Genomic DNA, 23,176 nt, shown 5'->3' on the forward strand with positions numbered 1-23,176 from the left:
TTTATGATTAAAAGAGAATAAAGGTTTGAAATATGAATAAAGCTATAATGGCTGATATTTAGTTGATTAAATGTGTTATAAAGTTTTATTTTACATTATAACCCCAGAAATTAAATTTTGTAGTCTGTTTAAAAACCATAATTAATTATGATACATTATAGATAATTCCGTATGGACTGCAATATTCAGATTAAATTTAAAGTAGTTTTGACAGAGTCAAATATATCATATTTTGATATCGACAATGATTTATTCCAGCATTCAGAATCTTAATTATGGGCTCAGAAGACAGCTATTTTAGGGAATGCATTAACTGTGGGTATCAGCGTGGTTTCCATGTATATTTTAAGGAAATAAAAGATGGTAAAGCAAGACTTGGACTGATATGCCCAAGTTGCGGGCAGAGTTATGATATCGGGTGGCTTACAGCCGACATTGGTGAGTTTGAGCCGAAAAAAGAAAAAGTATATGAAGACCATTAGGTCTTTTTCATATTCTCCATTTCTCTCTTTATCTTAGATGCATTCTCACTGTGTTTTTTATTAAGTTTTTCAAACTCTTCCTGACTGAGTTTATTATTTTTCCTGTCCTTCTTTATTTGTGAAAGTACAGTCATTTCTGCATCATAGAGGTCTTGCAGTTCATTAATGTCCTTTGAATTTTGTGGGGCATATTTTCTTGTATAATAAAATGCGGCTGGTGCTACAATTATAATCACGATCAGAATTGGTATTGTCAGATTAGTATCTGAGGCTGCAGTGTTTTGTACAGGTTCCTTTTCTTCCCGAAAAATTGTAAATTCATTGAATTCCGGTGTGCTCCAGGTGTATGTACTATAATTCGCTTCCATTACAGTATCATCTGCTATGAGCAAAACTCCATTCTCAGAACTAAGACTGATACCTGTGTTTTCATCATGGTATACTGTAAGAATGAGCCTGGATATTGGCTGCTCAAGTTCTCCATTTTTGTAAATGACCTTCCGGAGAACTTCATCTCCGGTATCAGGTAATACATATCTTATGCCGTAAAGGAGTGGCATTTCGCTGGAAGCTTCATTATCATCTGAATAAAAATACAGGTAATTATCATCCCTTGTAAAATTAACAGGTACAGCAGAACTAGTACTACTCATATCCACAACCTGGAATTGCATAATTTCAGCATTTTCAGGTAGCCAGAGTTTTATTTCAGTTTGATTAAAATCCTCATCTTCAATTGAATCTATAAGATACACCATTGATTCACTAACGACAATGTATCCGGTGTTCAGAAGACTTACTTCTATCAGGTGACTGTATTCGGAAACATTTCCCTGTTCAGTCATCATAGATTCAGTAGCTAATGTCTCATTACCAGAAGTAAGTGCAATGGCAGATGTGGTCATTGACATTATGAAAAGTACCAGTGCAAGACAAACTAAGAATGATGGTTTGACTTTACCTGGAAATGACCTGATATAAAAGAAATAGGAAGATGAGTTTTGTTTCATAGTATCTCCTGAGTAATTGAATAAGGAATAATAAAAATCATTATATTTCTCTATTCCTGTCATTATCATCTGATTCTTTGCAACAATATTGCCGGCAGTTGTCACTTGCATATAAATGTTATGTTGTAATAATTACTTCATTTATTTTATAATTTCAATGCTACGGCTATTACCAATAATTCTTCATAAATAATAATTCACATTAAAAAACATTATATATAGGAACTTAAATGTAAGGTGTCATGGATTCGTTTACAGCAATTACTATAGCGGTTTTTTTGCCATTTATTTTGGCCGGTATATTGCCTGCCGTTGAAAAACTTCTAAAGGAAAAAGTAGGATGGTACGCTTCCGCCACTGCATTGCTGAGTTTACTGTTGATTGCTCAGGTTGCACCGGAAATTATACACGGGGAGACTATTCAGGGAACTATCGAATGGCTTCCTTCAATGGGAGTTAATCTCTCTTTCTATGCCGATGGTCTGAGTGTCATGTTCGGTTTCATCGTATCTGGCATTGGTGTTATTATCATGTCATACTCCAATGGGTACATGTCAAAGAAAGAAGATCTTCCAAGATATTATCAGCAGCTCCTTTTCTTCATGGGATCAATGCTCGGTATGGTGTTCTCTGCTAATACTATTCAACTTTTCATATTCTGGGAACTTACCAGCATAACTTCATTCATGCTTATCGGTTACTGGCGTAACAGGCCAATGTCTGTGTACGGAGCAACCAAATCAATGCTTATCACCGCTTCAGGCGGTTTATTCATGCTTGCAGGATTCTTGGTGTTACACGCTATCACCGGAACATTTGACATTCCCACAATATTACATAATGAATCCATAAGGGAAGCCCTGCAAAGTCATAATTTTTTCATTTATGCACTTATTCTCATATTCATCGGTGCTGCTTCAAAGTCAGCACAGGGTCCGTTTTACATATGGCTCCCAAATGCAATGGAAGCACCAACTCCGGTCAGTGCATTCCTGCACTCAGCCACAATGGTAAAGGCCGGTATTTATCTCGTAGCAAGGATACACCCGATGTTCTCAGGTACGGAAGCCTGGTTCATCCTGGTAAGTGGTGTAGGAATATTCACAATGCTTCTTGCAGGTTTCCTTGCATTCAGGCAGACTGACATCAAAGGAATTCTGGCATATTCAACAATCAGTCAGCTTGCTTATCTTATGACAATGTACGGCTACACAACACACGAGGAACCAGGAATTGGTGTGGCTGCTGCAACATTCCATCTTCTCAACCACGCAACATTCAAGGCATGTCTTTTCCTTGTAGCAGGTATAGTAGCACATGAAACGGCGACAAGGGATATTACGAAAATGGGTGGTTTGCGTAAGGAAATGCCAATAACATTCATAGTGGCGACAATCGGAGCATTATCCATGGCGGGTATTCCACCTCTTAACGGTTTCCTGAGTAAGGAAATGTTCTACGAGGCATCCGTTGAAATGGGTCATCTCCTTGGCGGACCATACACAGTACTCATCCCGGCACTTGCGGTACTTGGTGGTGTATTCACATTCGCTTATTCAATCAAACTTATAGATGGCATTTTCCTTGGTAAAAGACCAGCAAAGGGACTGCCTGAACACATACATGATCCTTCAATGATAATGCTTGCACCGGCTATTTTCCTTGCAGGTCTTATTATACTGTTCGGACTCGTACCTTCAATTCCGATACACAATTTCATTGAGCCTACAGTTTCAGGAATTACTCTTGAGGAAGCTCACCTTCATGTTAAGCTCTGGCATGGCTTCACAACATCACTGATGATGACCATAGCAACATTCATTCTGGGTATCCTTATCTACACTCAGTATGACAGGATCGCAGAATGGCAGAACAGGTTCAATGCAAGGTTCCCATGGGTAAGTGTCAATTATTACTATGATGGTGCAGTGAACAATGCAAAAAGTGTTACATCCAAATTCTCAAACAGGATGCAGCCTGGTCCGATAAAGACCTATGTTCTGGCACTTCTGCTTTTGACACTTGCAATGTTTGCAATTCCTGCAATTATGCTTGCAACAAGTCTTGTACCGCAGAACCTTAATTTCGATGTCCCGCTTTACGAAGCTCTGATATTCCTGTTCATGATAGTTGCAGCTCTTGGAGCAGCATTACTTCCAAGATACATACCTGCCATAATATCGCTTTCAGGTCTTGGCTATCTGGTTGCTTTATTGTTCATATACCTGCAGGCACCTGACCTGGCTCTAACACAGGTTCTTGTAGAAACCCTTTCAACTATTATCTTCCTGCTGGCAATTGTAAAGATTCCGCAGAAATTCAAGGAACATATCCCTTCGACAACACTTGCACGGGATCTTGTAATATCTGTGGCTGTATCAGCAATGATCTTCATTATGCTGATTAACGCAACACAAGGAATAGTTGCACCATTTGAGTCTCTCTCCTATTATTTCATAGAGAAGAGTCTTACACTTGCAGGCGGTCACAACATTGTGAACGTTATTATCGTGGACTTCAGAGGATACGATACTCTTGGTGAAATCTCTGTGCTCTGTCTTGCAGCACTTGGTGTTTATAATCTTATACACAGCAGGGGTGAGGACGAATGACAACCCTGATTACAAAAACAATAACAAAGATATGCTTACCTTTGGTTATCCTCTTCTCGATATCCCTCTTACTTGCGGGACACAACAATCCAGGGGGAGGATTCATTGGCGGTGTCATGTTCGCTTCAGTTATTGCACTGACTTACGTGGCATTCGGTCTTAAATACATAAAATCATTCTTTAACCCGGACTGGGGTAACTGGTTTGGATTTGGCTTATTGCTGGCTGCACTTACAGCTTTCTCAGCAATTGCCTTTTCACACAACTTCTTCAGGAGTGCTGTGGAATTTGTCCACCTGCCATTCTTCGGAGAAATCGAACTGGTATCAGCCGGTCTTTTTGATATAGGAGTTTATTTCGTGGTAATCGGTGGATTGCTTTCCATCTTCAAAAACGTAGGTGATGACGAATGAACAATACATTGCTCTCTCTTACAATAGCAATTCTGTTCGGTATCGGTACTTTCCTTATACTGCGCCGTGATATTGTAAGGGTTATTATCGGACTTGGTGTTCTATCACATGCAGTTAACCTTCTGATAGTTTCAGCAGGAGTTTTCTCCGGAACAAAAGTGCCAATAATTACAGATGATGGTGGACATGGTGCAACAGAAGCAACAGGAACTATCTTTACAGATTCTCTTTCACAGGGAATACTTGCGCCTATTATAGAAGCAGGTCATCACGTAGATTATGTTGACCCTCTGGTGCAGGCTCTTGTACTCACAGCCATTGTTATCAGTCTGGCTACAACAGCATTCATCCTGATCCTTGCATACCGCATTTACGAGGAATATGGAACAACTGACATTAAGGAACTTAGGAGGCTCTGGGGATGAACCTGTCAACTCATATTCCTATCATACTGATAGCTACTCCTATTCTTGTAGCTGCTCTTATGATACTTCTCAGAAAGCAGCCTGGCATACAGAAAGCAATAAGTGTTGCTGTTTCATTTGCAATGCTGATTCTTAGTGTAATTCTGCTTTCTCAGGTATGGTCTGGTGGAATTCAGGCCTATGAAGTAGGAGAATGGGGAAAATACGGAATCATACTGGTAGCTGACCTTCTAAGTTCAGGAATGGTCGTGCTCACATCATTCGTATCATTCCTTGCGCTGATATACTCACTTGATTACATTGAGAAAAAGTCACTGAGTGCATCATATTATCCGCTTTTCAGTTTGCTTGTGGCAGGACTGAACGGTTCATTTCTTACAGGTGATATCTTTAACCTTTTCGTATTCTTTGAGATACTACTACTCTCATCATGCGGACTTGTAATAGCAAATGAGCAGGGTGGCGTGACAAAGAGTTCCGATAAAATGGAAGCTACTTTCAAGTACCTCGTGCTCAATATGGTAAGTTCGATTGTGATGCTCATTGCAGTATCTTCACTTTACGCAACAACGGGAACACTGAACATGGCTGATATTTCAGTCAAACTCAGTGCAATGAGTGCGGCAGGAACGCTTCCATGGCATGTTTTTGCCATTGCTCTGATGTTTGTTGTGGTTTTTGGTAATAAAGCTGCAATATTCCCGCTTCACTACTGGCTTCCGGATGTGCACCCTACAGCACCATCACCAATAAGCGCAATGCTTAGTGGTGTGCTTATCAAGGTGGGAGCATACGGAATGCTCAGGGTATTCTTCCTTATATTCATTGATACTCTTGATATTTTCAAGCCTGTCATCATGTATCTTGCGCTGGCAACCATTGTTGTCGGAGCAATTTCAGCAGTGGCACAGACAGATGTAAAACGCCTGCTTGCATACTCAAGTGTAAGCCAGATAGGATATGTTTTCCTTGGTATCAGTTTTGGAAGCATTTACGGAATAACGGCAGCACTTGTCTATCTTGTAAACCATGCAATAGCAAAGTCAATGTTGTTCCTTACCTCAGGCGGAATTATTCATCACGCAGGAACCAGAGATATGAGAAAAATGGGCGGCATGGTCGATAGTGCACCGCTAATGTCACTTATGTTCCTGGTAGGGGCAATGTCAATTGCAGGAATGCCACCACTTGGAGGTTTCATTGCCAAGCTCAGTCTTTTTGATGCAGGTATTGGTGAACAGTACTATTTTGCAATAGGAATTGCACTTTTCTTTGCAATATTCACTCTCTTCTATATGTTCAGGGCAATGTTACTAATGTTCTGGGGAGAGAAAAGAGATGTTGAAAAGTATGGGGAATATTCTCATCACGGAACATCATTTCTGATGGCACTTCCAATAGTTGTGTTAGCACTGACTGTCGTAGCATTCGGAGTGTATGCAGAACCATTGATAGCACTTGCAAACGCAACAGCCCATCAGATACTTGATCCGCAACCGTATATTGATGCTGTAATGACGAGGGTGGTAAGATGAAAAGATATATTGCTTACTCAGCTATACTTGCTCTTGTATGGTGTTTTGTCCACGGTACTGTAAGTGTTAACAACTTCATACTGGGACTTATTATTGCGCCATTCATTATCAGGCCGTTCAAGGTCTTGTTCCCATTTGATCAGGAATTCTCTTTCGGTAACGCAATAAAAAAGATACCTGCCCAGATAAAGTTCCTTTATGTGCTTATGGTGGAGATCATAAAGGCGAATATCATGGTTGCAAAGATAGTACTTCAGCCAAAGATTAATATTAAACCGGGTATCATCGCAGTACCAATTGATTCAAAGACAGACATTGGTATCACTGCCATTGCAAATACCATTACTCTTACACCTGGTACACTGACCATCGATGTATCAGAGGATAAATCCATCCTTTATGTACATGCTATAGATGCAACTGATCCGGAAGGGGTAGCCCAGTCCATAAGAGAGGACCTGGAAAAATATACAATGGAGGCATTCGAATGAACCTGCTTGAATATTCACTAATCTTCATGGTAATATCCTTCATACCCTGTCTTTACAGGGTTATCAAAGGACCAACCATTCCTGACAGGGTGGTAGCCCTGGACGCAATGACAACTGTTATTGTTGTCATGCTTGGTATCTACTCATATGTAAAGGAGTCCGTTTTCTTCATGGATGTTGCACTTGTACTTGCTGTAATATCCTTTGTAGGAACGGTCACGATTGCAAAATATCTCGATGAAGGGGTGGTATTTTGAGTACTTTATCCATGGCTCTGGAACTGGTGAGTAATATAGTCCTTATAATAGGACTTTTCTTCGTATTCCTTGCAATGCTCGGGCTTGCACGTCTTCCTGATGTTTATAATAGGTTGCATACAACTACGAAGATTGGAACGCTTGGTGCTTTTGGCGTAATGTTAAGTATATTGCTTAAAGTAGGCTTTTCACCAATGGGTGTTAAGGCGATAACAGTAGCACTTTTCATTCTGGTAACCTCTCCGGTTGCAGCTCACATGATAAGTCGTGCAGCTCACAGGCACGGTGTTGGTCTGTGCAAGGAATCAGTTATTGATGAGTATGGAAAGGCTTGCGAGGCAGCCTGCCCGCCTCCAGAAGAAGACTAGTTATATTAATGAACAGGTAACGAAAGATTAAATGAAAGAGCTGGTGCATCAGTTTTGCACCAGCACATCTTTTTTATTTCTAAATCCATTTTAGAGGATTATTTATATGATAATTCCTTAGCTATCAACTTTTACCAGATACTTTCAGGTTGAATTTTAAAATCATTAACAACAAGGATTATATTGGTTTCAAAGCCTCAACACTAAAGTTCAATCTGTATATACTAAATATTTCATACTAATTAATATTTAACAGTGTGAATCTAACTCCCTGTTTTATCTGTGAGCGGGTTGGGGAGTGGGGGTTAGTGTGGGAGTGGGGTTAAAAACAGACCCGCTCACAGCGCGAGTAAACGAAATAATACTATATAAGTATTCCCTCTAATGTTGGATACAGAATTAATTAATGCCTAAAAGGGATAATCAACATATAACAGTGGCATAAATGTCTTTCTTATTTTATCGATATTTTCGTGCAAATGAACAATAAAGCTTATGAGTATTCTGGTTCATTAGAGTTCATTTTGTTCTTAATGATTATCCCTAACTTATTAAAAACCATGGCGATTGCTATAATATGATGAAAGATACAAAGGTCTTCTACGTAAGTGAAAAGCTTGAACCCGAAGCTCTTGATGAAGCAGCGAAAATACTTTCACATGGTGGAACTGTTGCTTTTCCAACAGAGACTGTATATGGGCTTGGAGCTAATGCTCTGGACGAAAAAGCTGTGATGCAGATATTTGAAGCTAAAGGCAGACCTGCTGATAACCCGCTTATAGTTCACATTGCTTCCAGGGAAGACTGTAAATCTCTTGTTCTTGAAATCCCGGAAAAAGCATCATTGCTGATGGATAGCTTCTGGCCTGGTCCTCTTACTATTATAATGCAAAGGAAAAAGATAGTTCCCGATGTGACTACTGGTGGACTTGATACAGTTGCAATAAGGGTTCCTGAAAACAAAATTGCAATTGAGCTTATCAAAAGATCAGGCAAACCACTGGCTGCTCCAAGTGCAAATCTGTCCGGAAAACCAAGCCCTACGTCGGCAGAGCATGTTATTGCAGACCTTTCAGGCAGAATAGATGCTGTTGTTGATGGAGGCGATGTGATAATAGGTCTTGAATCAACTGTTGTTGACGTAACTTCTGAGGTACCTGCAATCCTCAGGCCGGGGAAGATAAGTAAAGAAGAGGTTGAAAACTGTATAGGGAATGTGAATATTGCATATGATGACAAGGTCCATCCTGAAAGTGAAACCGTTCGTTCCCCGGGGATGAAATATACTCATTATTCTCCTAAAGCCGGGGTAATTTTGGTAGAAGGCGAAAATGATGCAGTTGTCAGAAAGATAAAAGAACTTGTTGAAGATCTAAGCATGAGGGATGCAAAAACCGGACTGATGCTAACAGAAGAATCCGGGAAGCATTTTTCTGAAACAGAATCATTCTCAATTGGTGGAAAGGATAAACCAGAACAGGCTGCAAAAAATCTATTTTACGGCTTACGTTTTCTTGATCTTAAAAATGTCGATATTATTATAGTAGATGGTTCATTTGATTCCAGAGGAATTGGTGCAGCCGTGTTTAATAGAGTTCGTAAGGCAGCAGATATGATAATCAAGGTCAAGTGATAGCATGAATCAGGAAAAGAAGAGTTATATGAAAAACAGGCAGAGAAATATTGCAATTCTTAAAAGAAACCGGAGCTTGCTAAAAGTAACCATAGTTATACTTGCCGCAGGTCTCTCTTTAAGTTATCTTGACAGGACGAACATAGGAGAACCTCTTATCTGGCTTGGTGTTATTATATTTGTGTACGCATTTTTTACAGGAATGATAGCCAGACTACAGTTAAAATCAGAAAAATAAATCTTTATTATGTGTATTTTTTACTAATATCTGGTACTAAACATTCTTCCTCATTTTAGTTTCTTTAAACTTTATTAGATTTGAAAACTATGAAAGAAATGGTGGTCGAAAATTTGTCTCCGTCATCCCCAACTTTTTAGGGGACATAATCCTTAGTACCACTATACTATCAGGTACCACCAACAAGCAAGCAAAGAGAAGAAGAGATAAAGGAGAGGTTTATGAATTTGACCTGCTCCTTTCATCTCGGATATATTTCAGTAGATATATTTCTTTAAAACTTTATAATTTTATAATTTCATTCTTTTCTCTAATCCTATTATTATGTTTCACAAGTAATGTGTTAGCAATGTGTTATATTTATGCACATTTATCATGTTTGTTTGTTCAGTGATGTATGATATTTATCTTCTTTAAGTTGTGATAAATCTAGTATTTAGTATGGTATTTACTTATGTAGTATTTGTCATAAATGGACTAATATCATACAATTCACAAATTTGTCAATGTTAATAATGAGGCAAATAGAATTTTTTTGCTATTTTTTCTTCCATTTGCAGGACTCTTTTTCTGTATTTTTGGTAACTTTGTTCTTTAACAATAGTACTTAACAAAACTACCAATAATACTTCTGAATTTTTTCTTCTTATGAGTATATATCATTAAATCTCATAGTATTTCATGGGGTTGTCAATGGGTTATTGTCCAGGGCAACTTAATCTGGTGCCTTAAACAAACCTCGTTTAGACGTAGTCTCGTTTAAATGTGGGAATTGTTAGTGGTACCCTCTTAATATCTATATAAGAAGGAGGATAGGAAAATATGGAGTTTAAAAGCCAGCAGAGGCTCTTAGCTATTGCTCTAGTCATCCTGACTAGTATGGCAATGGTTCAGACTGCTTTTGCTGCAGATGTAAATACAATCAGGCTCTATGGTGAAGACGGAATGGCAACTCCAAACTTCCCATACGAAACGCCTGAAGGACCATTCGATCCACTAAGTCCTGAAGCACCTTACAAGGACTTCATGACATTCAACCCGGCACTTTTCGAGGATGGAATTGTGGTTAACCATGCAAATGCCTACGAAAAAGTGTTCGCAAGACAATATTTCGTTCCAAACTATGAGGAACCAACAGGTTTCGTCTGGCTTGACGAAGGTGACTATGTCAGAACTTCAAATGACATTGTAACCGAATATACCTATATGATGGTCAGTAAAGTTGACTACCAGCCAATAGAAGGAACCGCAATGGATCCACAGACCGATTCATACTGGACCAAGTTCTGGTTCCCAATTGCTGACAATGATGATGCTCAGATAGGTCTTGACGGTATGGATGCTGACGGAGACGGTACAGATGACATGGTACACCTTGAAGTAGCAGGAGACCTCAATCAGGATGGATATAAGGATGCAATGATCGCCACAGATTCAATGCAGCTTAAGGTCGGTGATGAACTACAGTTCCTTGATCACAAAGTCTTAGTTAAGGACGTAGCTATCAGCGGTCTCAATTCAAATCCACTTATAACCCTTACTCTTGATGTATACTACACTGGTAATGATGAACCTCAGCTCATTGAGAAGAATTATCAGGCAAGCATTGTTCCTGGTGACTATCTGGTCGCAAGCAGACACACAGTTGCTGACGCAACACCTAACAGTGACTACTCATGGTTCCTCAGAGCAGATGCAGTAAGCATGAACTACGCATATGTAACAGTAGGACGTGTACTCTATCAGGGAGAGAGCTTCTTTGTAGACGGCGCAGAATATGACGTTGCAGCTATTTTCGGCAGTGAATGCTATGGTGACTATGAATATGACAATACTGTAAAATACATCACTATCAGAAATCCTGTTCCTGAAGACTATGATGTAGACCTTGGTGACCTCTCTGTAATTAAGGAAAGCGTAAGTGCAAATGAAATGATTCCACTTCTGCCACCTTTCAACAGGGAACACATAATGATCGATGATATCGATCTTCCAGCACCACAGTACACAGGCATCATTGATCACACATACACATGCTATTATGATGATGGCACAAATGCTGGTGACCGAAAGCTGACAGCTGATGCTCTTGAGATCTACTTCGTTGATGAAGATACTGAAGCAAGGTTTGATACAAACCTCTTTGAGATTCTTGATGAAGGCCAGACTGAAGAGTGGCAGTGGCTTGACATTATGACAATGCCAGATCAGTACAAGGAATTTGTCTATCCGGCTCTTCCTGATGTAAGCGGCAGCTATGCAGACTTCATCTTTACAAGCTCATTTGAGGCACCATACACAAGATTCTGCTATGAGAATTACGGATGCCTTTCAATGGAGGAACTTGACAAGAGAATGATGTTCGAATATGATCAGGAAACTGGAATCGAAGACATCTATGTCAATGAGATAGATGCAGACACCAACGGTGTCAGACTCTATGGCGGTTCTGCAGATGTAGCTGATATGATGGATGCAACATTCCCATACTCAGAAGACAATCCTGAAGGACCATTTGATCCACTCAACGATGAGGCTCCGGACATGGACTTTGTCACAATGAACCCTGCAGTATACACTCACTCTGCATCAGTTGAAGGAGTTCTGGTAAAGAATGTAGATTCTACTGAAAAGGTATTCATCAGACAGTGGTTCGATCCAGATTATCATGAACCTGCTGGTGATGTATGGCTTGATGAATCATATGATTACCAGAGAGTAACTGATGATGTAGTTGTTGAGTACACTTACATGCTTACAGACCTGGCTTACGAGCCAACTGAAGGTACAGCTCTTGATCCACTCGATGCAGAATGTCCACTTGATCATGTTGCAAGCGGTTCACACTGGACTAAATTCTGGTTCCCAATTGCTGACAATGACGATTCACAGATCGGTCTTGACGGCATGGATATCGATGGTGATGGAGACGATGAAATGGTTGATCTGAGAGCAGTCACCGATTTCAACGATGATGGACGTACTGACATTGCAATCGCTTCAGCAGATTCAATCCAGCTCCAGACAGGCGTACAGAATGCAGCAGGTGTCAACTCCGAAATACAGTTCCTTGACCACAAGGTTGTCGTAAAGGATGTTGCCCTTTCAGGTCTAAATTCCAACCCATTGATCACATTGACAATGGACATTTACTACACTGGTAATGATGAGCCACAGCTCATTGAGCAGAACTACCAGGCAAGCATTGTCCCAGGCGGAGCAATTTGTGCTGGCAGGCACGTTGCTATTGTCAACCATCCGGGAATCTTTGAATACCCATGGTTCCTGACTGCAGATTCAGTAAGTGAGGACTATGTGTATGTGACAGTTGGACGTGTACTTTACACTGGTGAATCATTCTTTGTTGACGGTGCAGAATATGATGTTGCTATGATTTATGGTAGCACCTTTGAAGAGGGAGACGACGAATGTTGTACTAACTCCACACTTGTGAACACTTTCAAGTATATCACAATAAGGAACCCACTTCCAGAAGAGTATGAAGTTGACCTTGGTGACCTTTCAATTATTAAGGAACCTGTCCAGCCAATGGAAACTCTCCCACTGCTGCCACCATTCAATGGTGACTTCAAGATGATCGATGACATTGATCTTGAACCATTCAACGTGAATGATTACACATGCTACTATGATGACGATACCAATATAGGATCCCGTGTATCTCCAGTCCAGCCAGCACTTGACATCTATTACACAAGTGCACCAGAGACTGAAGAGAGATTCCACAGCAACCTCTTTGAGATACTCTGTGAATGCAGTGTCGATTACACAGTACCAGCAGAGAGCGCCGTCAGTCTTGTAAATGGCTGCGATGAATCATGGAAGTGGCTGCACATCCGCACAATGCCAGATGAATACAAGGAATTCGTCTATCCGGATGTATGGAACTACAATGGAATTGGAGACTATCTGGTAACCAGTTCATTCACTGCTCCAAACTCTGATCTCTGTGAGGAAGAATTCGATGAAGAATACCGCAGTGCAGATGTCCAGAGGCTCATGTTCTACCACGACCCATCAAACGGTGTTGGTCTTTACATGAACCAGGCAGAAGGTGCAGTATTCTCTGGCGAGAATGGTATGAAGGGTGACTACAATGAAGATGGTCATGTGACTATCATTGACTTTGCAATGTTCGCTCAGGCATACAACAATGCTGAGAATTATGATGAGGTTTTCGACTTCAATAACGATGGCGAGATTAACATCATTGACTTTGCACAGTTCGCACAGGCATATGAATTCGACTAACCCGAGGTGAAATCATGACAAATGAAAAGATGAAGGGCTTTGTAGTTTCTGCTACTTCCCTTTTGATATTCTTAGCATGTTTCATGGTAGGCATTGGTCTTGCAGCAGCAGCTCCCTCTTTGTCTGTTGATCCAGCACTTACAGACGATCTATCTCCATCAGACACCTTTGCGGTTGAAGTGGTTGTAGACTCCGCTGGTTCTCCAGTTGAAGCACTGGAATTCGATCTGGACTATGATACAAGTGTTCTTACTATGACAGGAGCTACATACTCAGGTCTTATGGGCACCGATGGTTCAGATGTCCTTTTAGTAGGGGATTTGGCAACAGATGATGGAAGCTTGTCCTTTGTAGCAGCAGCTACATCAAGTACTCCTTCAGCACTGGCAGGTACTGTCCTTACTGTCAACTTTGAAGTAAAGGCTGGTGCGGCTGATGGACTCTATGATCTGGACCTTTCTGACATCTCATTAGTAAGTGGTGGCTCTGCTCTTGGTGGAGTGGCTGAAAATGACGGAGAGGCACAGATAGGTGAGGTAGTTGTTGAGGATGAACCATCAATAGAAGTAGTTGCTGATGCAGGTACTTTTGCTGAAGGTGAGACATTCCAGGCAACTGTAATGATAAACTCACAGTCCTACACTGTCTCTGCAGTAGAATTTAATCTTGCATATGATAGCAGTACTCTAAGTCTTACAGGAGCCAGTTACTCCGGTCTCATGGGTGCTGAAAGTTCAGATGTCATCCTCATCAAGGATATGACAGATGATGGTGAGATTTCTTTCTCAGCAGCAGATAAAACTCCGGCAACACAGTCAGGTGCTCTATTGACTCTTGACTTTGTAGTTAAAACAGGAGCTACAGATGGAACTTATGCACTTGACCTTATGGACTCTACTATGGTAGATGGCTCAACAGCTATTGATGATCTGACAGAAGTAGACGGTTCAGTCGAGGTAAAGATCGTACCTGCAATTCCACCAATAGCTGACATCACATCACACACATCCGGTGAAACACTTTCACAGGTAGAGATTATCTCAGTTGAAGATGACTCTGGTGACGATGATGTTGTAAGTGCTACATTTGAGATCTTTGCAGATCTTGATGGTGACTGCAACGCTGATGATGTCGGTGAAGACTGGAGTGTACTTGGAGTAGATACTGACGGAACAGATGGATGGAGTGTTGTATTCGATTCAACTACCGTTCCTGATGGGACCTACCTCATAAAGGCTACAATCGATGATGGTCAGGACACATCATTTGAGATCATATGTGTCACTGTCTACAACCCGGCAGGAATTCTCTTGAAGCCAGGATGGAATTTCATTTCAGTACCTGAAGCACTTGAGAACCCAGCTGTTGCTGACGTACTTACTGACTTTGACAGCACTGTGATTGATGCAGTATTCTACGATGACCTTTCAAGTGGAGTAAACACAATGGTAATTCCAACTGAGTTTGAACCACTTAAGGGATACTGGATCCACAATGCTATGGATGAAGATGTCATAATTCTTGAGACATATATCCAGAAGTCAACAACAGTTCCAGCAACACCGGCAACACTTCAGCTCTATCCAGGATGGAATGCTATTGGACACACCGCTCTTGAAGCACAGTCTGCAGATATTGCTCTCATGGCAATTGGCGATGACTGTCTCAAGGTAATGGGTCCATGGGTACCTTCTGCAAACAACTATGCATACATAGGTTTGAACATTGAGGACGGTTCATCATTGACCGGAAACTTTGTGACGATCTATGATTTCCAGATGGATGCATACGAAGGATTCTATGTCCTGGTACAGGAGGAGTGTCTGCTCGGTTAACGAGACAAACAAAGGAGACAATTCAATGTGAGATACAATTTGTATCTCACTTTTTATTTCTTAGGTGGTAACATGAATAAAATTCGGATCTTTGCTTTAACAACTAAAATCATTCTAATTTGCATATTATTAGCAGGTGTGGCCTCGGCCAATCCGCCTATTGTCCTTGAGGGAACTGTTACTATTGATGGTAATCCTGCTCCTGCAGGAACAGTTATCAAGGCAATGTGTGGTGAAGAAGTGGTAGGTACTACCACAGTTGATAATGCAGGCTATTACAGTGATACAAGGGATAATAAGTTGGGAATTTCCTCTGTATTAGAAGAATGTAGTAGTGTGACATTGTATGTGAACAATATAAAAACAGAAGATGTGGATATTTCCAGTATGAATGCTGGTGACATAGTCACTGTCAATCTTCAGGCAACAACAAGTACAAGCAGCAGTTCTTCAGAATCCACAAAGACTACCTCTGGTGGTGGTGGTTTTTCATCAGCTTCTGTAGAGGAAGAAACTCCTGTTGGGGAGGTCGCTGAAGAAATTCCTGAGGAAGAAGCTATGAGTAGTGTTGAGGATACCCTTGCCGAAGAAGAAGTTGCTGAAGAGGAAGAATCTGTTCCGGTGGAAGAAACAGAAGCACAAAGCGCTGATTTCCCTACAGTTGTTGGTATAGGTTCAATGCTTGTAGTTGCAGGGATATTGATTCGCAAAAAAAATGAATAACTTAACTGAAAAATAGTCTGGAAAGCCGGTAACAAATATCGGCTAATCCATTATTTAATACCTTAAAAAAGTTCACCTCAAAAACAAGGGCAAATACTAATGATAATATAATGATATTTTTGTAGTGGATGTGGTTATTATAAGAAGGAGCAGAACGGCCATAAGTGTTGAGATCTTACGGGCTGCGCTAGAGGGGGCAAAAAAAACACATATAGTATACCGTGCAAATCTGAATTTCGAAGTTGTGAACAGGTATCTTTCCCTTTTACAGGAGAATGGTCTCATAGAGCAGAAAGGCAATATGTATGTCACAACGGATAAAGGTAAGGAATTTCAGGAAATTGCTAAGGAACTGGGCTTGTAAACTTATTTCATTACAGGTCTTTGTAGGTAACTATCAAAAGTATATCTCTGGCTGGGTATCGAATTATTTCATAATTTCAGGGTGTTATTATCCCAAATTTCAATAGGTTTTTAACCGATAACCCGTATAATAAAGCAGGATTCCCGTGAAAGCTGCTTTCATGGGTATATTGTCACAAAAAAGGAGGCCATATTATGCTGGAGATCAATAATCTAACAGTTGAAATCGGCGGCCGAAGGATATTAAAAGGCGTTGACCTTAATGTTGAAGCCGGTTACACTAACGTTCTTTTCGGGCCAAACGGAGCAGGCAAATCCGCTCTACTCATGACACTGATGGGATTCAGTGGCTATAATGTTGTAGAAGGAGAAATAATCTTCAAAGGAGAGGATATCACCCATATGTCGGTCTATGAAAGAGCGCAGATGGGTATGGGTATCATGACCCAGAGACCTCCTAATATGAGTGGAGTTAAACTTTATGATCTTTTGAATGTCATTTCCAAGGATATGAAAGATACCGAAGAGCTCGCCGAAACCATTGATATGGTTCGTTTCTATGAAAGAGATGTTAATGTAGGTTTCTCAGGTGGAGAGATTAAAAGATCTGAGCTTCTTCAGCTTTCTGCACAAAATCCTGATTTCGTATTACTTGATGAACCGGAGTCAGGTGTAGATCTCGTAAGTATCGAACAGCTTGGAAAAACCATCAATAATCTTCTTCAGAAAGATTGCAAATGTGCTGGTGACAGGTGCAAACACGGAAAATCCGCACTTGTGATTACACACACCGGTCAGGTACTTGATTATATTGAACCTGACAGAGGTTACATACTGTGCAATGGAACAGTTATGTGCTCAGGAAACCCACGTGAAATGCTCACTGAAATAAAAGAACAGGGATATGAGGAGTGTATAAAATGCAAGCTGATGAAGATATGAGAAAGAAGGCAGAAGCAGCCCTCAAGAAAAATGCAGCATACGGTGAGGATTTTGACCTTAATGACTATGGGCTTGCATCAGATAAGGAAGAAAGTGCTGATGACCTCGAAGAGCTGAGTGAAGAGGATCAGAGAACTCTTCTTAATGTAGGATTCACACCTTCAGAGGATAATAGATCAGGTAGTTTCCTGATGCTTAACAATGCTGTAACGCATTCATCTCTCCGTGACGATGATGTTGTCGAGCTAATGTCATTGCGTGATGCAATGAAGGTTCATGATTGGGTAAAAGACTACTCATGGAAGCTTGTAGAACCTGATAAGGACAAGTATACCGCAATGAGTTATCTTCAGGATGCAAACGGATACTTCATTAGGGCCCCTGCAGGCAAGAAATCAAAAATGCCTGTGCAGACATGTCTTCTCATCGGTTCCAAACAGGTATCTCAGACAGTTCACAATATTGTTATTGTTGAAGAGGGAGCAGAACTTGATGTTATTACAGGATGTTCCACAAAGCATGGAATTGAGAAAGGTCTTCATCTTGGAATCTCTGAAATGTATGTGAAAAAGGGAGCTACCCTTAATTTCACAATGATACATAACTGGGGTGAAGAGATAGGTGTCAGGCCAAGGACTGTTGTTCACGTTGAAGAAGGCGGGTCATATATCAGTAATTATGTAACCTTGAAGCCTGTAAAATCAGTACAGTCATATCCTACGGTAATTCTTGAAGGCAAGGGTGCTTTTGCAAGGCTGAATACTATTGCTGTTGCACATCCGGGTTCGGAACTTGACCTTGGAAGCAAAGTAATATTCAATGCGGAGGATACAAAAGCTGAGCTTATTTCAAGGACAATTACCACAGGTGGTGCTGCTATTGCCCGTGGTGAGATGATAGGTAATGCAAATAATGCAAAAGGTCATCTTGAATGTCACGGACTTGTTCTTGGTGGAGGAATGCAGAGGGCTATTCCTATACTTGAGGCAAATGTTGAGGATATTGAACTGTCACACGAGGCTGCTGTGGGAAGAATTGCGCGGGAGCAGATAGAATATCTGATGGCAAGAGGTCTTACCGAAGAAGATGCAGTGGGTATGATCGTCAGAGGTTTCCTTGATGTTGGTATCCAGGGTATTCCGGATGAGCTTAAGGCTGATATTGATGCCACTATTGCAAAGATCGGAGAAAATGCAATCTGATCTTTCCTATTTTTATTTATACTTTGAATAAGGTTTATTTAATCCAGTTAATCAATTATTTGAGGAGAATGAATGAATCAAAAATACGGAGCAATTTTTTTAGCTGCTATAATGGTTATGTCCATTTTTTCATACTTCGTTGCAAGCTTTATAGGAGATTCCAACGATGTTGAAGATACAGTTACAGATGTGCAGGATGCACCAGGCTTTGAAGTTATCGATGGAACACATTTTAGTGCAGATTTGAATTCAATTTCAGACGGACTGGCAATAACTCCGGAGGGAGTAACGAATATAGCTTATGTGGATTATGCGAGAGTGTATAACACCCCTCTTCAGGTCTTTGCTCCTAATATCACTGATCTGTATTCAGTTTATAATACTTTGATAGTCAAGCGATATTCAGCTTCTAACAGTGATGATTTTGCTTTTGAGGCACATGTGTTGAATCCAGAAACGGTTGGTTTCGAGTACATGGTAGCTGATTCATATAACGGATATGAGATACTTTCCAGAGGTGGAGATCTTTATAATGTTATTGGAACTCCAACTCTCCTGGGCTCAGCAAGCAGTCTTACAAAAGTGATAGATGTTTCATCAGGTACAGCCAATGTTTCCACTGAATACTCAGAAATCATGTCTTATGTGGATTCGGGTGCGGAATACCAGATGCTGAGTTCTGAAGATTTGATAGCTGATCAGCACTATGTTGAGTTCAGGAATATGGGAGATGGAAATTATTCCAAGACTGAGGTTTTCCTGAATCCTCTTGATACTACGCTTGATAAAATAACATCGCTTGAAGATAATAGTACTGAAAGAAACCTTATGTATGATGTGGAAATTGTCGATGAAGGAAGGATAGCAAAGGTAGTTGTTACAGCCAATACTTCTAACTTCTATAGTCTTGCAATGGAACAGTATTATTGATATTATTATAGTAAAATTGGTCAGTAAAGATATGCTATTATCTTTTCTGATCTGACTTCCTTTTTTGTTTTCCTGCCACAAGGTTTATACCTGAACAGGTTATTTTATGACTCCAATTGCGCATTCTATAAAAACAATAGTTTAAGAATGCAGTAATTCACAGCCATTACTTTGGCATATAACTTTGTGTCAGTTTACTTATTGATTAACATTGTTACAATCGTAATTGGCCAATTAGTCGCATTGGCGGCACACAATGAATAATGAAAAACCATGAGTATACAGCATGGTTTCGAAGGAGAAAATAATATGGCAGCAAAATTTGACGTTCCAGAAGAACTCGCTAACAAGGCGCTCGAGAGTGTAGAACTTGCAAGAGATACAGGCAAATTAAAGAAAGGAATAAATGAAGTGACAAAAGCTATTGAGAGAGGCATTACAAAGCTCGCAGTAATTGCTGAGGATGTCGATCCTGCTGAAGTCATTGCACATATTGCACCTCTCTGTGAAGAGAAGAACACTGCATACATTTATGTAAAAGAGCAGAAAGAGCTCGGTGCAGCCTGTGGAATCGGTGTCGCTTGCTCTGCAGTCGCTATTGTAGATGCTGGCAAGGGTAGCGAAACAGTTGAAGATGTCGCACAGAAAGTAAGTGCACTTAAATAAACCTGATACGTGAGGTATCGTTATGGCAGACGAAGATACAGGCTATGCGGCTGAAGTCATCGATGTAATCGGAAACACCGGTATGCATGGTGAAGCCAGCCAGATCCAGTGTCGCGTACTCGAAGGACGTGACAAGGGCCGTATAATCACCCGTAATTGCGTTGGTCCTGTAAGAATCGGTGACATTCTGATGTTGATCGAAACTTCCAGAGAAGCCAAGAAACTGACTACCAGATGAGGTGACTGATATGGAACAGAGAAAATGTTCATTTTGCGGTGAACTTCTTGAACCAGGTACAGGTAAGCTCTTTGTGAAAAAGGATGGCTCATCATATTATTTCTGCACATCCAAATGCGAAAGCAATTTTGAACTTGGAAGATTACCAAGACGTACCGTCTGGACCGAACAGGGCAGAATATACTTGAAGAAAGCATAATCGGGTGTTCTAAATGGAACAGACATATATTATGATCAAACCGGACGCAGTACAGCGCGGACTTATGGGCGAGATCATTTCAAGAATTGAGAAACGTGGTCTTAAGATCGCAGCTATGAGACTTGGTGTCATGAGTGAGGAAAGTGCAAAGGAGCACTACAAGGAACATGTTGAAAGACCTTTCTTTGCTTCACTTATAGAATACGTAACATCGGGGCCATCCGTCTCATTGGTTGTTGAAGGTAAGAATGCTATTGCAATCATGCGTGCAGTAAATGGTGCAACAAACCCTGTAGAAGCACTTCCTGGTACAATCAGGGGAGACTTTGCAGTAGAGACCGGCAGAAATGTCGTTCATGCATCGGATTCAACAGAATCCGCACAGCGTGAGATAGCTATCCATTTCAAGGATTCAGAGATAGTTAATTATACCAAGATCGATGAGGTCTGTCTCTACGAGTAAAAAGGTTAGAGCCAGGGTGTTTGCTTGTTGCAAATATCCTGAAAATTCTTTCCTTTAAATTCATTTCCAACTATCCGGATAATCTTTGAAGGGGTTTGCACATGGCTGTAAATGAAAATCTACGTACACCAATCGTTTCTGTAATGGGACATGTCGACCACGGCAAAACCAGCTTACTTGACAGGATTAGAGGTAGCGCTGTTGCTGATGGTGAAGCAGGTGCTATTACCCAGCATATAGGTGCAACTGAGGTTCCCATAGATAATATTGTAAACAAGTGTGGGGATCCTTCACTAAAAGACAAGTTCATAGTACCGGGTCTTCTTTTTATTGATACTCCCGGGCATCATGCATTCACATCTCTTCGAAGCAGAGGTGGTGCTCTTGCAGATCTTGCTATTGTCATTGTTGATGTCAATGAAGGTTTCATGCCACAGACAATAGAGAGTCTCCATATCCTCAAGAGATTCAAGACTCCTTTTGTGGTTGTTGCTAATAAAATAGACAGGATCCATGGCTGGGAAGCTAACAAGAATCTTCCTTTCCTTGCTACATATAACAAACAGAGTGAACGTGTAAAGTCTGATCTTGATAACAAGCTTTATGAGCTTATAGGAGAACTTTACAATATTGGTTTTAACTCTGAAAGGTATGACAGGGTGAATGATTTCCAGCGTAATATCGGTGTCATTCCAATAAGTGCAGCAACAGGCGAAGGCATTGCTGATGTACTTATGATTCTTCTCGGACTTGCACAGAGATTCCTTGAGGGCAACCTGCACTATGATGCAACAGCTCCGGGAACAGGTACAGTCCTTGAAGTAAAGGAAGAAAAAGGTCTTGGAACTACACTTGACATAATTCTTTATGATGGAACCATCAAAAAAGGTGACACTATTGTTGTGGGAAGTCTTGGAGACCCTATCCAGACAAAGATAAGGGCATTGCTTAAACCACGCCCTCTTTCAGAGATCAAGGCTGAGGAAAAATTCCAGCAGGTTTCTGAAGTCACGGCAGCAGTTGGTGTCAAGATATCCGCTCCTAACCTTGAAGGTGCTCTTGCAGGCTCTCCTGTGAGGGTTGTAAGTACGGATACCATTGATGCAATCACAGAAGAGATTAAGAGCGAGATCGCAGATGTCCAGATAGATACAGATACAATAGGAATCACTATCAAGGCGGATACCATTGGTTCACTTGAAGCACTTGTTAACGAGCTGAAGAAAGAAGACATTCCAATAAGAAAAGCAAACGTAGGCGATGTCAGTAACAGGGATATTGTCGAAGTAACTGCAATTGAGGATCCGTTCTTCTCAGTAATCGTAGGTTTCAATGTGAAAATCCTTCCTGATGCAAAGGAAAAGCTTCAGTCAACAGATGTAAAACTTTTCTTAAACGATGTAATATATCGTTTGATAGATGACTACAAAGACTGGGTTAAGAAGCAGAAGGAACTGGCTGAGAAAGAGATATCCGATACTATCACAAAACCCGGAAGATTCCAGATTATGCCTGACTGTACATTCCGCCAGAGCAAGCCTGCAGTTGTAGGTGTTAAGATTATTGCCGGCGTAGTAAAAACTGGTGTGGACATTACCAATGCAGACGGAGAAGTTGTTGGTAAGGTAAAAGGCCTTCAGATGCGCGGAGAAAATATTTCCGAAGCTAAAATTGGTATGGAAGTTGCAATGGGTATTGAAGGACCTACAGTTGGAAGGCAGATTAAGGAAGAGGATACACTCTTTGTAAATGTCCCTGAAAGACATGCAAAGAAAATGGAACATGAAATTTACGACTCAATGACGGCAGATGAATTAGAAGCACTTGATGCATTCCTTGCAATAAAAAGAAGGGGTAATCCTTTCTGGGCAAAGTAAAA

General features: G+C 40.7%; 23 protein-coding genes. 22 read left to right on the plus strand and 1 reads right to left on the minus strand.

Annotated elements, in window-relative coordinates:
- Nucleotides 1–275 precede the first annotated feature (275 nt).
- Nucleotides 276–482 carry a hypothetical protein gene (locus tag V7O61_RS06035; protein WP_023846286.1) on the plus strand — a complete coding sequence of 69 codons (207 nt, stop codon included), beginning with the start codon at nucleotides 276–278 and terminating at the stop codon, nucleotides 480–482.
- Here the strand turns inward: V7O61_RS06035 and V7O61_RS06040 are convergent.
- Nucleotides 479–1,603 (minus strand): hypothetical protein, encoded by a 1,125-nt coding sequence (locus V7O61_RS06040; protein ID WP_023846287.1) that lies wholly within the window; start codon nucleotides 1,601–1,603, stop codon nucleotides 479–481. The two genes, V7O61_RS06035 and V7O61_RS06040, sit on opposite strands and share 4 nt — an antisense overlap.
- A gap of 131 nt (nucleotides 1,604–1,734) precedes the next feature.
- On the opposite strand from V7O61_RS06040, the gene mbhE reads away from it, so the two are divergent.
- The 21 genes from mbhE (at nucleotide 1,735) to infB (ending at nucleotide 23,174) form a co-directional block, all read left to right on the plus strand.
- Nucleotides 1,735–4,104 carry a hydrogen gas-evolving membrane-bound hydrogenase subunit E gene (mbhE, locus tag V7O61_RS06045; RefSeq protein ID WP_407282424.1) on the plus strand — a complete coding sequence of 790 codons (2,370 nt, stop codon included), beginning with the start codon at nucleotides 1,735–1,737 and terminating at the stop codon, nucleotides 4,102–4,104.
- Complete coding sequence (locus V7O61_RS06050) at nucleotides 4,101–4,517, plus strand: monovalent cation/H+ antiporter subunit B (protein WP_023846289.1); 417 nt, start codon at nucleotides 4,101–4,103, stop codon at nucleotides 4,515–4,517. The genes mbhE and V7O61_RS06050 overlap by 4 nt, the downstream gene beginning before the upstream one ends.
- Nucleotides 4,514–4,942, plus strand: coding sequence for an NADH-quinone oxidoreductase subunit K (locus V7O61_RS06055; RefSeq protein WP_023846290.1), 429 nt, complete (start codon nucleotides 4,514–4,516; stop codon nucleotides 4,940–4,942). The genes V7O61_RS06050 and V7O61_RS06055 overlap by 4 nt, the downstream gene beginning before the upstream one ends.
- The gene (locus V7O61_RS06060; protein WP_023846291.1) at nucleotides 4,939–6,477 is read left to right on the plus strand and encodes an NADH-quinone oxidoreductase subunit M; all 1,539 of its coding nucleotides are present in this window, start codon (nucleotides 4,939–4,941) and stop codon (nucleotides 6,475–6,477) included. The genes V7O61_RS06055 and V7O61_RS06060 overlap by 4 nt, the downstream gene beginning before the upstream one ends.
- Complete coding sequence (locus tag V7O61_RS06065; protein WP_407282423.1) at nucleotides 6,474–6,968, plus strand: Na+/H+ antiporter subunit E; 495 nt, start codon at nucleotides 6,474–6,476, stop codon at nucleotides 6,966–6,968. Before V7O61_RS06060 ends, V7O61_RS06065 begins: the two co-directional genes overlap by 4 nt.
- A complete protein-coding gene (locus V7O61_RS06070) occupies nucleotides 6,965–7,225 on the plus strand; it encodes a cation:proton antiporter (protein ID WP_023846293.1) in 261 nt (86 codons plus the stop codon). Before V7O61_RS06065 ends, V7O61_RS06070 begins: the two co-directional genes overlap by 4 nt.
- Before the next feature lie 11 nt (nucleotides 7,226–7,236).
- On the plus strand, nucleotides 7,237–7,593 hold the full coding sequence (gene mnhG / locus V7O61_RS06075; protein ID WP_407283417.1) for a monovalent cation/H(+) antiporter subunit G: 357 nt from the start codon (nucleotides 7,237–7,239) through the stop codon (nucleotides 7,591–7,593).
- A gap of 577 nt (nucleotides 7,594–8,170) precedes the next feature.
- Nucleotides 8,171–9,226: an L-threonylcarbamoyladenylate synthase gene (locus V7O61_RS06080; RefSeq protein WP_407282422.1), complete on the plus strand. Its 1,056-nt coding sequence runs from the start codon at nucleotides 8,171–8,173 to the stop codon at nucleotides 9,224–9,226.
- Nucleotides 9,227–9,230: 4 nt separating this feature from the next.
- Nucleotides 9,231–9,464: a hypothetical protein gene (locus tag V7O61_RS06085; RefSeq protein ID WP_023846296.1), complete on the plus strand. Its 234-nt coding sequence runs from the start codon at nucleotides 9,231–9,233 to the stop codon at nucleotides 9,462–9,464.
- An 822-nt stretch (nucleotides 9,465–10,286) separates the two neighbouring features.
- Nucleotides 10,287–13,736 carry a dockerin type I domain-containing protein gene (locus V7O61_RS06090; RefSeq protein ID WP_407282421.1) on the plus strand — a complete coding sequence of 1,150 codons (3,450 nt, stop codon included), beginning with the start codon at nucleotides 10,287–10,289 and terminating at the stop codon, nucleotides 13,734–13,736.
- 14 nt (nucleotides 13,737–13,750) lie between these two features.
- Nucleotides 13,751–15,571, plus strand: coding sequence for a cohesin domain-containing protein (locus V7O61_RS06095; protein WP_407282420.1), 1,821 nt, complete (start codon nucleotides 13,751–13,753; stop codon nucleotides 15,569–15,571).
- 72 nt (nucleotides 15,572–15,643) lie between these two features.
- The gene (locus tag V7O61_RS06100) at nucleotides 15,644–16,294 is read left to right on the plus strand and encodes a hypothetical protein (protein ID WP_407282419.1); all 651 of its coding nucleotides are present in this window, start codon (nucleotides 15,644–15,646) and stop codon (nucleotides 16,292–16,294) included.
- Nucleotides 16,295–16,418: 124 nt separating this feature from the next.
- On the plus strand, nucleotides 16,419–16,658 hold the full coding sequence (locus tag V7O61_RS06105; RefSeq protein WP_023846300.1) for a transcriptional regulator: 240 nt from the start codon (nucleotides 16,419–16,421) through the stop codon (nucleotides 16,656–16,658).
- 194 nt (nucleotides 16,659–16,852) lie between these two features.
- Nucleotides 16,853–17,599: an ABC transporter ATP-binding protein gene (locus tag V7O61_RS06110; RefSeq protein ID WP_023846301.1), complete on the plus strand. Its 747-nt coding sequence runs from the start codon at nucleotides 16,853–16,855 to the stop codon at nucleotides 17,597–17,599.
- A complete protein-coding gene (locus V7O61_RS06115) occupies nucleotides 17,578–18,801 on the plus strand; it encodes a SufD family Fe-S cluster assembly protein (protein ID WP_023846302.1) in 1,224 nt (407 codons plus the stop codon). Before V7O61_RS06110 ends, V7O61_RS06115 begins: the two co-directional genes overlap by 22 nt.
- A 72-nt stretch (nucleotides 18,802–18,873) precedes the next feature.
- The gene (locus tag V7O61_RS06120; RefSeq protein WP_288069359.1) at nucleotides 18,874–19,731 is read left to right on the plus strand and encodes a hypothetical protein; all 858 of its coding nucleotides are present in this window, start codon (nucleotides 18,874–18,876) and stop codon (nucleotides 19,729–19,731) included.
- Nucleotides 19,732–20,040: 309 nt separating this feature from the next.
- Nucleotides 20,041–20,397 (plus strand): 50S ribosomal protein L7Ae, encoded by a 357-nt coding sequence (gene rpl7ae, locus V7O61_RS06125; RefSeq protein WP_023846304.1) that lies wholly within the window; start codon nucleotides 20,041–20,043, stop codon nucleotides 20,395–20,397.
- A 22-nt stretch (nucleotides 20,398–20,419) separates the two neighbouring features.
- A complete protein-coding gene (locus tag V7O61_RS06130) occupies nucleotides 20,420–20,635 on the plus strand; it encodes a 30S ribosomal protein S28e (RefSeq protein WP_023846305.1) in 216 nt (71 codons plus the stop codon).
- Nucleotides 20,636–20,645: 10 nt separating this feature from the next.
- Nucleotides 20,646–20,834 (plus strand): 50S ribosomal protein L24e, encoded by a 189-nt coding sequence (locus V7O61_RS06135; protein ID WP_023846306.1) that lies wholly within the window; start codon nucleotides 20,646–20,648, stop codon nucleotides 20,832–20,834.
- Between the two features lie 13 nt (nucleotides 20,835–20,847).
- Nucleotides 20,848–21,297 (plus strand): nucleoside-diphosphate kinase, encoded by a 450-nt coding sequence (ndk, locus tag V7O61_RS06140; RefSeq protein ID WP_288070418.1) that lies wholly within the window; start codon nucleotides 20,848–20,850, stop codon nucleotides 21,295–21,297.
- A gap of 101 nt (nucleotides 21,298–21,398) precedes the next feature.
- Nucleotides 21,399–23,174: a translation initiation factor IF-2 gene (gene infB / locus V7O61_RS06145; RefSeq protein ID WP_023846308.1), complete on the plus strand. Its 1,776-nt coding sequence runs from the start codon at nucleotides 21,399–21,401 to the stop codon at nucleotides 23,172–23,174.
- The last annotated feature ends 2 nt before the right edge of the window (nucleotides 23,175–23,176 follow it).

The organism is Methanolobus sp. WCC1, from assembly GCF_045690315.1.
Classification (GTDB): domain Archaea; phylum Halobacteriota; class Methanosarcinia; order Methanosarcinales; family Methanosarcinaceae; genus Methanolobus; species Methanolobus tindarius.

What these genes read in the sequence shown, in the direction of transcription:
- V7O61_RS06035 (WP_023846286.1), top strand. Translation starts at nt 276, where the DNA reads ATGGGCTCAGAAGACAGCTATTTTAGGGAATGCATTAACTGTGGGTAT.
- V7O61_RS06040 (WP_023846287.1), bottom strand. Translation starts at nt 1,603, where the DNA reads ATGCAAGTGACAACTGCCGGCAATATTGTTGCAAAGAATCAGATGATA.
- mbhE (WP_407282424.1), top strand. Translation starts at nt 1,735, where the DNA reads ATGGATTCGTTTACAGCAATTACTATAGCGGTTTTTTTGCCATTTATT.
- V7O61_RS06050 (WP_023846289.1), top strand. Translation starts at nt 4,101, where the DNA reads ATGACAACCCTGATTACAAAAACAATAACAAAGATATGCTTACCTTTG.
- V7O61_RS06055 (WP_023846290.1), top strand. Translation starts at nt 4,514, where the DNA reads ATGAACAATACATTGCTCTCTCTTACAATAGCAATTCTGTTCGGTATC.
- V7O61_RS06060 (WP_023846291.1), top strand. Translation starts at nt 4,939, where the DNA reads ATGAACCTGTCAACTCATATTCCTATCATACTGATAGCTACTCCTATT.
- V7O61_RS06065 (WP_407282423.1), top strand. Translation starts at nt 6,474, where the DNA reads ATGAAAAGATATATTGCTTACTCAGCTATACTTGCTCTTGTATGGTGT.
- V7O61_RS06070 (WP_023846293.1), top strand. Translation starts at nt 6,965, where the DNA reads ATGAACCTGCTTGAATATTCACTAATCTTCATGGTAATATCCTTCATA.
- mnhG (WP_407283417.1), top strand. Translation starts at nt 7,237, where the DNA reads ATGGCTCTGGAACTGGTGAGTAATATAGTCCTTATAATAGGACTTTTC.
- V7O61_RS06080 (WP_407282422.1), top strand. Translation starts at nt 8,171, where the DNA reads ATGATGAAAGATACAAAGGTCTTCTACGTAAGTGAAAAGCTTGAACCC.
- V7O61_RS06085 (WP_023846296.1), top strand. Translation starts at nt 9,231, where the DNA reads ATGAATCAGGAAAAGAAGAGTTATATGAAAAACAGGCAGAGAAATATT.
- V7O61_RS06090 (WP_407282421.1), top strand. Translation starts at nt 10,287, where the DNA reads ATGGAGTTTAAAAGCCAGCAGAGGCTCTTAGCTATTGCTCTAGTCATC.
- V7O61_RS06095 (WP_407282420.1), top strand. Translation starts at nt 13,751, where the DNA reads ATGACAAATGAAAAGATGAAGGGCTTTGTAGTTTCTGCTACTTCCCTT.
- V7O61_RS06100 (WP_407282419.1), top strand. Translation starts at nt 15,644, where the DNA reads ATGAATAAAATTCGGATCTTTGCTTTAACAACTAAAATCATTCTAATT.
- V7O61_RS06110 (WP_023846301.1), top strand. Translation starts at nt 16,853, where the DNA reads ATGCTGGAGATCAATAATCTAACAGTTGAAATCGGCGGCCGAAGGATA.
- V7O61_RS06115 (WP_023846302.1), top strand. Translation starts at nt 17,578, where the DNA reads ATGCAAGCTGATGAAGATATGAGAAAGAAGGCAGAAGCAGCCCTCAAG.
- V7O61_RS06120 (WP_288069359.1), top strand. Translation starts at nt 18,874, where the DNA reads ATGAATCAAAAATACGGAGCAATTTTTTTAGCTGCTATAATGGTTATG.
- rpl7ae (WP_023846304.1), top strand. Translation starts at nt 20,041, where the DNA reads ATGGCAGCAAAATTTGACGTTCCAGAAGAACTCGCTAACAAGGCGCTC.
- V7O61_RS06130 (WP_023846305.1), top strand. Translation starts at nt 20,420, where the DNA reads ATGGCAGACGAAGATACAGGCTATGCGGCTGAAGTCATCGATGTAATC.
- V7O61_RS06135 (WP_023846306.1), top strand. Translation starts at nt 20,646, where the DNA reads ATGGAACAGAGAAAATGTTCATTTTGCGGTGAACTTCTTGAACCAGGT.
- ndk (WP_288070418.1), top strand. Translation starts at nt 20,848, where the DNA reads ATGGAACAGACATATATTATGATCAAACCGGACGCAGTACAGCGCGGA.
- infB (WP_023846308.1), top strand. Translation starts at nt 21,399, where the DNA reads ATGGCTGTAAATGAAAATCTACGTACACCAATCGTTTCTGTAATGGGA.